Source organism: Idiomarina sp. UBA4206, assembly GCF_002383015.1.
Classification (GTDB): Bacteria; Pseudomonadota; Gammaproteobacteria; order Enterobacterales; family Alteromonadaceae; genus Idiomarina; species Idiomarina abyssalis.
The window spans coordinates 29,712-39,260 of sequence record NZ_DFTS01000035.1; the positions used below are offsets into that span (position 1 = coordinate 29,712).

Here is a 9,549-nt window from a genome sequence, read left to right on the forward strand (position 1 = left end):
TGCATCAGTGATACAAAGCGCTCTAAGGCAAACAGTAGACCAATAGCGCCCAATGCCAGAATGATGTAACCAACCGTACCGCCCTGGTCGATGCGCTCACCTAAACTCGGTGCCTGAACCAGTAAACCAAGAATAGAGCCGCCTGTAGGGTCCAGACCAAAGGTCACAACGCCACTGTCGGTTTGCTGAATATCTTCCGCAGTGTTCAGATAACGACCCGAAGGTTGACGCACCAGCTCAGCGACAGAGCCCGTTGAGCTCATACGCTCCAGATACTTACCACCTGAAACCAGGTTAAAAGCGCCAACACGAACCACGTCCTGCTCGGCTTTGTCACCATTAACAGCCGTTACTTCGGTGGTGAATTCTGCCACTTTGCCCGACTCTGTCATTTCCTGTTGCAGAGCAAACCAGACACTCTCAATGTCCTCAATTGACGCCAGCTTAGAAGACGAGCCCATACGTTCAGCAAGCTCGTCTAACTGCTCTGCCCGGCCCGGATACTGAGCAGAAATAACCGAATTATTGAAGTTACTGGATGCGTCATTAGCGACCTGCTGCAGCACACCAAACAGCTCCTTTAATGAGCCCATGCGCTGCGTTAAGGTGTCGCTCAAGTTACCCAAGTCGACTTCATTCTGCTCGAACTGAGTTTCCAGATTTTCAGCTCGCTGCTCTAAACGGTTACGCTCAGCAATAGCGTCAGCCAGCATGGCTTTTTGCTCTTGCTCTTTTTCACGGAAACGCTGTTCGCGCTCTTTATTACTTTCCGACTGAGAAAACTTACCCTGCTGTAACTGCTGTAACAGTTCATCTAAGTTAATCGGGTCCTGAGGGACAGGAGCTGCCAACGCCGTAACAGAAGCACAGGCCAATACCGTTACTGAAAACCATTTTGCGATACGCTGTATTAAATTCATGGTTATTACTCCTTATTGACCGGCGCTGTTTTGGGTAGAACTGTTTGATTTATTCGCAAACAGCGGCATCATCAGTAAGTCAGGCGCTAACTGTTTTCTGGCTATGCGAATCGCTTCGTCTACGGCAGGTAGGTGTTTACTGTCCAGCTCTTGCCAGCTGCGCTGCTCCTGGTTCCAAATACCCAGGTGCTGACCGTCACGCGTTTTATAAATTAATGCCACGCGACCAATTCGGAGGTAGGTAACGTCTTGCTGTTGACCATTAATTTCATGTTCTGCGGTATAGGCTTCAATATTGCGGCCATAATCGGCTTCTATCTGATAAGCCTCCATGACCCGGCGGAACTTCTCCGAAACATCGACATTCGCGCGTTCCATAAGGTCATTCAATTGCTGTAACCGCTCACTGCGCTCGGTTTGCAAAAATGGCACATCTAATTCAACAAAAGACTCAAGGGAGTCAATCATTCGCAACATCAGAGGAGTAATTTGACGCTCGACATAGCTGACCTGATCAATAGAATTATTGATGTCCTGCTTTTCACTTTCCTGGCTGCTGATTTGCTGCTCAACTTGGGTGGTATAAACTTTTAAGCCATCAATTTCTTTCATGATGCGTTTATACTGTTGCAGCCGCTCCTGCATATCATCCGAGATTTGATCGATGGTAAGCTGCGACTTACGGGCTGACTCGTTGATGGATGAGGCTCCGTCAACCACAGGCTCGAGTTTATCTTCCTGCGAGTAAGCTGGTGCAACGTTTAAGGCAACCGCAACTAAAACGCCAGCAGAAGTAATTAACTTCATAAATTATGACCTTTGTGAATTAATTTGTGGCGACTTTAGTGACTTTTCGTGACAGCTTAATGACCGAAAAATGTCATTTTTATGTCAGTGGCTTTATTTAGGATGAGCGGATTGCTTTATTGCGTTATTCTGGCCAATGAATTAGTTTATCCCTATCTGTTCAATTCGTTGACATCTGTCTATGGCAATCAAAAGCATTTCTTCCTCGCTGCTTACCCGGGTATTATCCGTTTACTTCGTGCTGACACTGATAGTAACTGCGGTGCAGATAGGGGCGGAGTATTTTGATACCAAGCGTGTATTGATTGCTGAACTTCAGAACCAACAAAGTACTTTCAATGGCTCACTTACGCGCTCGTTGTGGGAGTTCAATAGCAACCAAATTGATACCATTGCCGACGGCCTTATCAGCATTCCCGCCATAGCCGGTGTACTTATCCGCGACGACGCCGGAAATATCCTGGTACAGCTGGGTGAAACCACAGAAATGAGTGATTTACCGGACGATAATAGCGAAGGTATGTTACTTCCGGAGCGCGAAGGCATTTTCGGTTACTACGATTCATTAATCTTCGAGTTTTCCGGTCACTCCACCAAAGTCGGCGACGTCAGTCTGTTCTCGACGCGCGATATTGCGATTGACCGCATAAAAGTCAGCCTTGGCTTTATTATCGGTAATGCCATTATTAAAAGTACCTTCCTTATTGTGCTTTTTACCATTGCCTTTAACCGTATGTTAAGCCGCCCGTTAAGTGATTTAACTCAGCAAATTAAAGGGTTCCGGCTGGATAACCTGGAGCGTTCAAGAATTCGCCTGAACGACCAGCACAACAATGAGCTGGTATTAGTTGAACAGGCCTACAACCAGTTACTCGACAATATCGAAGAGTATCAGGCAGACCTGGACCGGACCCAAAAGAAGCTCAAAGCTGCTAACCGCCAACTGGATGAACAAAACGCCATACTAGAGCAGGAAGTGGCACGCAAAACGTCGCGTTTAAGTCAGGTTATGCTGGACCTGGAGCAACGGAAAAACGAACTGGAAATGCGCCAGGAGAAACTGGAGCGCGAAGTCGGTCAACGCCGTGCCATTGAAAATACCTTACGTCAGTCGAACCAACGCTTAGAGTCTTCACTGAACCATTTACGGGAAACACAGCAGCAATTAATTGAATCAGAAAAAATGGCTTCATTGGGCGGTCTGGTGGCCGGTATTACTCACGACGTAAACACGCCCATTGGCATTAGTGTCACGGCCTCATCTTACTTACGGGAAAAGCTCGACACACTGGACCAGTCACTGCTTAATAAAGAGCTGACTCAGGCACAATTGAAGAAGTTTATTGAAGAAGGCCGTGAAAGCCTTAACTTACTGGACAATAACCTGCACCGCGCATCTGATCTTATCAGCAGCTTTAAGCAGGTGGCCGTCGATCAGGCATCTGACGCCATCCGCGATATTAACCTGAAAAGTTATATCGAAGATCTGGTCCAGTCATTACAGCCTCATTTAAAGAAAACCAACCATCAGGTGCAGCTTGAATGCGCCGATGACATTTTTATACGTTGCCCAGCAGGGGCTTTATCACAGATATTCACTAACTTGATTCTTAACTCATTACGCCATGCTTTCGACGGCATCGATAACGGCGTTATGACCATTTCTATTAATCTCGATGGTGAAACACTTCAAGTGCGCTACTCAGATACCGGCAACGGCTTATCTCAGGATCAGCTCAGCCGTCTGTTTGACCCCTTCTTTACCACCAAACGGGATCAGGGTGGCAGCGGACTGGGTACCCATATTGTCAGAAACCTGGTAACCCAGACTCTGTCCGGCGAAATTAGAGCCGAGAGCGAACCCGGTGACGGTTTAAGCTATTTCTTTTCGTTTCCTGTACAGGTTTTAAACTGACAGACCTCCCTTAACGGGATACAATCCGCTGTTATCTTTCTTTACTATGTTGCGACAGGAACAGCTTATCTATGTGGTTTAAAAATCTTCGGTTTTACCAATTCAGCGAAACCTTTTCATTACCCGATGACTTCTCTGAACAGCTAGCGGAACACAGCTTTCACCCCTGTTCGCGCTCCGATCAGAGCTCATTCGGCTGGACTTCTCCTTTTGGTGCGGACAACGAAGTATTGACCCACAGCCTGGGTAACTGCTGGCTGCTTTGTGCAAAACGTGAAGAAAAAGTGCTGCCAAGCACAGTGGTCAACGCACAGCTGGATGAAAAAGTTCGCCAGATTAGTGAAGTTGAAGGCCGTTCGGTACCACGTAAAGAAAAGCAGAATTTAAAAGAAGATTTAATTCACCAGCTTCTACCACAGGCGTTTAGCCGTTTTCGTCAAAGCTGGGGTTATATTGACCTCGACCGTCAAATTATTGCAATTGATGAATCTGCAGCCAACAAAGCCGAGGACTTTTTAGGGTTACTGCGCTCTTCTGTAGGCTCTTTACCTGTGCGTCCCGTAAGCCCCGGCGAAGCTGTTGAAACTTACCTGACTCACTGGCTGCAAAGCACAGACTTACCAAACCCTTTTGAGTTTGGTGACGAGGCCGAGCTGCGTTCACCTCAGGCCGATGGCGGCATCATTCGTTGTAAACAGGAAGACTTAACCCGCGAAGACATTCAGGCGCATTTAGCCGGCGGTAAGCAGGTGACTCGCTTAGGTTTGGTTTGGCAGGAAAACTTAGAGTTTATTATCGAGTCAGACATGGCTCTTAAACGAGTTAAGCCCACGGATCGTCTGCTTGACGCTAAAGATGATTTAGTGGACCCAAGCCCGGAAGAGAAAATTGATGCCGACTTTGCCTTAGTAAGCGCAGAAGCCGGACTTCTATTTGATGATTTAAAACGAGCCTTTGGTTAAGACAGTAACTCCAGCATTTGGCGGTAGGATTCCTGAACCGATTCCTGCTGCCAAAAATCATCCGTTTTAATAACCCCTCGCATTTGATACTCAACAACGGTCACACTGTTTTTATTGGGTTTTGCATTACCGGTCAATAAGCTCGCTAAATGGACAATATCGCAGTAGTTCACCGTTATCGCATCGTCTAATTCCATCCGGCCTTTGTAAAAATGCAACGGCACCTGCACCAAGTTGGGCGTGAACTGCCAATAACGCAGAATATTACTGCCTAATGCAGAACTGAATTGAGTAATACATTCGTTAATAAACGACGGATTCGCGAAACTGTCTTCAAACTCGTTGGCCATACGCAAAATTGGGGCAACACCAATGCGTGAAATCATACCGGCTAACAAAGACACATCCTGATGTAACCGATGACCGATTCCCCGCCGTTGAAGATCCTGAGTAATAACGACCGAGGCCGCAGCAATCTCGCGACTTTCGTTAATAAACTGCTCAGAAAACATTTTTACGATGTCATTATCGGGTTTGAATACCTGTTCCATCGCCATTGCCAGTGCCAGAGTACGAATACGCCGCATGCCGATACGGGTCAACGCCTGCATCAAACTCTCAGCCTTATTTCTTCCGCCCAGATAAGCACTGTTTGCCAAACGAATCAGGCGGGCACTCAATACGGTATCTTGCTGGATAATATGACTAAGATCGTGCAGGTTACAATCTGGGTCCATGGTTGCGTTACGCACTTGCTCTGCTGTTTCAGGTAAGCCCGGAAGCTTGAGCTCATCGCGCTTAAGTCGCTCGTCAATTAGCAGATATAACGCATTTTGCGATGACATTTTAAGTCCTTATTATTATGGTTTTCTTGCTTCTCAAAAAGCTTGGAAGTAGATTAACAGAACTTGCCAACAACACAATTTATACAAAAGTCATATTATGAAAAAAACACTGTTTAGTTTAGCCCCACTGGCGCTGATTTTAATGGGCTGCAGCGAGCCTGAGCCAACCGATAAAAAATCAATTGAGAATTACGAATTAGTTGCTGAAGCTGAACAACGGCTTGATATTTATACACCTTATCAGCTCAAGACCGACTTATCGCACTTGTCAGACGACCAAAAGAAGATGGTGAGTTTACTCATAGATGCGTCGGAAATTATGGATAACCTATTCTGGCAGCAAGCTTTCCCCGGAAATAAAGAAAGCCTTTTAAGCAGTGTTGAAGGTGACGTACGTGAATTTACCGCAATTAACTACGGCCCCTGGGATCGCCTCAATAACAACAAACCTTTCTTGACCGGTTTTGAGGAAAAACCTGAAGGTGCGAATTTCTACCCGGCCGATATGAGTAATACTGAATTTGAAAATGCAGACCTTGCTGACAAAGACAGTCTATACACGTTGTTGCGCCGTGATGAGCAAGATGAATTGATTACCGTACCCTATTCAGAAGCCTTTAAAGATTCATTAACCAGAGCTTCGGACATACTCCTTGAAGCCGCAGACCTGGCAGAGAGTCAGGCATTCGCGAAATATTTGCGCCTGCGCGCTGAGGCTTTTTTAAGTAATGAATACCAGCCGTCAGATATGGCCTGGATGGAAATGACCGATAACGATGTTGATGTGGTTATTGGCCCTATCGAAAACTACGAAGACCATCTGTACGGTTACAAAACCGCGTTTGAGTCTTATGTTTTGATAAAAGATAAAGCATGGAGCGAGCGCTTAGCGAAATACGCTGAGTATTTACCGCAATTACAGGAAGGCTTGCCCGTTGAGCCGGCTTATAAAGCAGAAATGCCGGGCGCCAATGCTCAGCTAAATGCCTACGACGCGGTTTACTATGCCGGTCACTCCAATGCAGGCAGTAAGACCATTGCCATAAACCTGCCGAATGACGAAGAAGTTCAGCTGGAAAAAGGCACTCGCCGCTTACAGCTGAAAAACGCCATGCAGGCTAAGTTCGATAAAATTTTGGTGCCTATTGCTGAGCAGTTAATTGTACCGGAGCAGCGTGAGAACATTACGTTTAACGCCTTCTTTGCCAATACCATGTTCCACGAAGTGGCACACGGCCTGGGTATTAAAAACACCCTGAATGACAAAGGCACCGTGCGTTCGGCGCTGAAAGAGCACGCTTCTTCGCTGGAAGAAGGTAAAGCTGATATTCTGGGGCTTTACATGGTAACGCAGTTGTTTGAACAAGGCGTTCTAGCCGAAGGTGAGCTGGAAGACTATTACACCACCTTTATGGCCAGCATTTTCCGCTCGGTGCGTTTTGGTGCATCCAGTGCCCACGGCAAAGCCAACATGATTCGTTTCAACTACTTTGCCGATGAAGGCGCCTTCAAGCGCAATGAAAAAGGCCAATACGCCATTGATATGGACAAAATGCGTGCCGCTATGAACAGCCTTTCAGAAAAAATTCTGACCCTGCAAGGCGACGGTGACTACAACGGTGTGGCTGAACTGGTTGCAACCTTAGGCGTTGTCAGCCCACAGCTAAAAGCCGACCTCGATAAACTCGCCGACGCCGGCATCCCCGTTGACGTCACTTTCAAACAAGGCAAAGACGTGCTAGGGCTATAGGGCAGGTTGTCACTTGCTTCGCTTGAACATTGAGCCCCCTGTGACGGAGACGCTACAAGTTCATCCATGAACGCTTGACGAAGGCCATCCTTGGCCTTCGACATTTTTGGAAGACGGCCCCTACGCCCGCGAACTTACCTTGGTCAAGAACTCCGCGAGATTGAGCGTATCAGTGCTCGGTCACTGAAACGCTTGAGATCGAACCGGAAAGGTTTCGCTCCCGAGTGGACAGTTCAGCCCCTACCCTTCTCGCGATATCCCGGTAACGGCGGGCCACTTCGGAGTCCGGTTCGGCGATTACCGAGGGGGTGCCGCCGTCGGTCTGTTCGCGGATGGTCATGTGCAGGGGCAGTTGGCCGAGGAGTGTGGTGTCGTATTCCTGGGCAATGCGCTCACCGCCGCCGTGGCCGAAGAGGGGNNTATTCACGGGCGTCCTCCACAATGGTTCCTGTAGCCTCAGCGCTCTTGGTTCAGTCCCCAGCCTCCCAGCTTGGCTATTGCGCGGCCAATATATTCGGTATAGCATATATATGGATTATCGAATATATGGTGTTACCTGATGACGAAAGTTTTGTTTCTGTGTACGGCGAATTCTGCGCGGTCTTTAATGGCGGAGGAGATTTTTCGGCAGTTTGCGGGCGATGACTTTGAGGTTGCCAGTGCGGGGACTGAGCCGACACAACCTGAGCCGGGTGCTTTAACGGCATTAGAGCACTTGGGTGTTGAAACTGATGGGCTGCACTCAAAAGCGCTTGATGACATTGATCTCAATAGCTTTGATTACGTGATAAGCCTGTGTGATCGGGCTCGCACTGAATGCCAGACTTTATGCGGTGATCAGCACTTCATTGCCTGGGACTTCCCCGACCCGGTGGCCAGTAAAAAAGCGGATGCGTTTAAGAAAACGGCGCACGAATTAAGCGAGCGTATAAAGATGCTGTTGCTTATTTTACGCAAGAAAAGTGACCGTCCGCAGCTGTTTGATGCACCTCATGAGTTCTTCAAAATTATGGCTGACCCCCTGCGCCTGAAAATGATTTTAATGCTACAACACCATGGTGAGTTATGTGTTTGCCAATTCGTGGACGCGACTGGTATGTCACAGCCAAAAGTGTCGCGGCATTTGGCGCAACTGCGCGAATACGGCTTATTAGCCGACCGTAAAGATCAGCGCTGGGTGTACTATCGAATTAATCCCGCCCTACAGGACTGGATGGCGACTATGATTAAAACCACGGCGGCTTATCACGCGTCGTTAATTCCTCAACAGGTCAAGGATGTCGATAATGGGTGTGTTTGAGCGTTTTTTATCGGTTTGGGTCGCTCTGGCGATTATTGCAGGAACCTTACTGGGCAATGTATTCCCGGCAATTTTTGAAGTCTTGTCAGGTATTGAATTTGCACAAGTTAACCTGATTATCGCCGTACTGATATGGCTGATGATTTATCCGGTCATGGTGCAGGTAAACTTCGAGTCTATTACACAAATTGCTAAAGAGCCTAAGGGGCTTATTCTAACTGTCGTTATTAACTGGCTGGTAAAACCCTTCACCATGGCGCTGGTTGGCTGGCTGTTTTTCAAAGGTGTATTTGCTGACTTTATTCAGCCGGAGACCGCTAACGAATACCTGGCCGGGGTCATTCTACTTGGTGTTGCGCCGTGTACGGCTATGGTGTTTATCTGGAGTCAGCTGACCAAAGGCGATGCCAGCTATACGCTGGTACAGGTATCGGTCAACGACGTCATTATGATTTTTGCCTTCGCCCCTATTGCCGCCCTGCTGCTGGGTATTACCGATATTATTGTGCCCTGGCAAACCTTGCTGTTAAGTGTTGGCTTATACGTCGTGGCACCGCTTATTGCCGGGCTGTTAACGCGCCAGCGGCTAAAGAGCAAAGCAACATCGAAGCAGCATAATGTTGAGGCCGCACTGCAAGCCTTTGATGCACGCATGAAGCCCTGGTCCATTGTCGGCTTACTGCTAACCGTAGTACTGCTGTTTGGCTTTCAGGCAGAGGTGTTACTGACGCGTCCCTTAGACATTGCCATGATAGCAACCCCGTTGCTGATTCAAACCTACGGCATTTTTGCTATCACTTTTATTATCGCGTTGCTGATTAAGTTGCCTTATAGAATTGCGGCTCCGGCTTGCTTAATTGGTACCTCAAACTTTTTTGAGTTAGCAGTAGCTGTGGCTATTTCATTATTTGGATTGCAGTCCGGCGCCGCGTTGGCCACTGTTGTGGGTGTGCTGGTAGAAGTACCGGTGATGCTCTCTTTAGTCTGGTTCGCGAATAAGACGAAACACTGGTTTACATCAAGTTAAAGGGGAATGATGAGCGCAAAAAC

At 47.6% G+C, this 9,549-nt stretch carries 9 protein-coding genes; 5 read left to right on the plus strand and 4 right to left on the minus strand.

The window, feature by feature from the left end:
* Both B3180_RS07215 and B3180_RS07220 read right to left on the minus strand, forming a co-directional pair.
* Positions 1-920, minus strand: a 920-nt coding sequence (locus B3180_RS07215) for an energy transducer TonB (RefSeq protein ID WP_286843780.1), incomplete at its 3' end; no start/stop codon positions are given.
* A gap of 12 nt (positions 921-932) precedes the next feature.
* On the minus strand, positions 933-1,727 hold the full coding sequence (locus B3180_RS07220; protein WP_054491245.1) for a DUF3450 domain-containing protein: 795 nt from the start codon (positions 1,725-1,727) through the stop codon (positions 933-935).
* A 181-nt stretch (positions 1,728-1,908) separates the two neighbouring features.
* On the opposite strand from B3180_RS07220, the gene B3180_RS07225 reads away from it, so the two are divergent.
* Entirely contained in the window at positions 1,909-3,642 is a 1,734-nt protein-coding gene (locus tag B3180_RS07225) for a sensor histidine kinase (RefSeq protein ID WP_054491246.1), read from the plus strand.
* 71 nt (positions 3,643-3,713) lie between these two features.
* Positions 3,714-4,604 (plus strand): recombination-associated protein RdgC, encoded by an 891-nt coding sequence (rdgC, locus tag B3180_RS07230; RefSeq protein WP_054491247.1) that lies wholly within the window; start codon positions 3,714-3,716, stop codon positions 4,602-4,604.
* On the opposite strand, the gene B3180_RS07235 is transcribed toward rdgC, so the two are convergent.
* Complete coding sequence (locus B3180_RS07235; protein ID WP_224798070.1) at positions 4,601-5,449, minus strand: HDOD domain-containing protein; 849 nt, start codon at positions 5,447-5,449, stop codon at positions 4,601-4,603. The genes rdgC and B3180_RS07235 overlap by 4 nt on opposite strands.
* A gap of 97 nt (positions 5,450-5,546) precedes the next feature.
* Here B3180_RS07235 and B3180_RS07240 point away from each other — a divergent pair, with 97 nt between their 5' ends.
* Positions 5,547-7,199: a dipeptidyl-peptidase 3 family protein gene (locus B3180_RS07240; RefSeq protein WP_286843785.1), complete on the plus strand. Its 1,653-nt coding sequence runs from the start codon at positions 5,547-5,549 to the stop codon at positions 7,197-7,199.
* A 169-nt stretch (positions 7,200-7,368) separates the two neighbouring features.
* On the opposite strand, the gene B3180_RS07245 is transcribed toward B3180_RS07240, so the two are convergent.
* Positions 7,369-7,626: a P-loop NTPase gene (locus tag B3180_RS07245; protein WP_286843787.1), complete on the minus strand. Its 258-nt coding sequence runs from the start codon at positions 7,624-7,626 to the stop codon at positions 7,369-7,371.
* Positions 7,627-7,758: 132 nt separating this feature from the next.
* Here B3180_RS07245 and B3180_RS07250 point away from each other — a divergent pair, with 132 nt between their 5' ends.
* The gene (locus B3180_RS07250; protein ID WP_286843789.1) at positions 7,759-8,499 is read left to right on the plus strand and encodes a metalloregulator ArsR/SmtB family transcription factor; all 741 of its coding nucleotides are present in this window, start codon (positions 7,759-7,761) and stop codon (positions 8,497-8,499) included.
* Positions 8,486-9,526 carry an ACR3 family arsenite efflux transporter gene (gene arsB / locus B3180_RS07255; RefSeq protein WP_278358451.1) on the plus strand — a complete coding sequence of 347 codons (1,041 nt, stop codon included), beginning with the start codon at positions 8,486-8,488 and terminating at the stop codon, positions 9,524-9,526. The genes B3180_RS07250 and arsB overlap by 14 nt, the downstream gene beginning before the upstream one ends.
* The last annotated feature ends 23 nt before the right edge of the window (positions 9,527-9,549 follow it).

What these genes read in the sequence shown, in the direction of transcription:
- B3180_RS07220 (WP_054491245.1), bottom strand. Translation starts at nt 1,727, where the DNA reads ATGAAGTTAATTACTTCTGCTGGCGTTTTAGTTGCGGTTGCCTTAAAC.
- B3180_RS07225 (WP_054491246.1), top strand. Translation starts at nt 1,909, where the DNA reads ATGGCAATCAAAAGCATTTCTTCCTCGCTGCTTACCCGGGTATTATCC.
- rdgC (WP_054491247.1), top strand. Translation starts at nt 3,714, where the DNA reads ATGTGGTTTAAAAATCTTCGGTTTTACCAATTCAGCGAAACCTTTTCA.
- B3180_RS07235 (WP_224798070.1), bottom strand. Translation starts at nt 5,449, where the DNA reads ATGTCATCGCAAAATGCGTTATATCTGCTAATTGACGAGCGACTTAAG.
- B3180_RS07240 (WP_286843785.1), top strand. Translation starts at nt 5,547, where the DNA reads ATGAAAAAAACACTGTTTAGTTTAGCCCCACTGGCGCTGATTTTAATG.
- B3180_RS07250 (WP_286843789.1), top strand. Translation starts at nt 7,759, where the DNA reads ATGACGAAAGTTTTGTTTCTGTGTACGGCGAATTCTGCGCGGTCTTTA.
- arsB (WP_278358451.1), top strand. Translation starts at nt 8,486, where the DNA reads ATGGGTGTGTTTGAGCGTTTTTTATCGGTTTGGGTCGCTCTGGCGATT.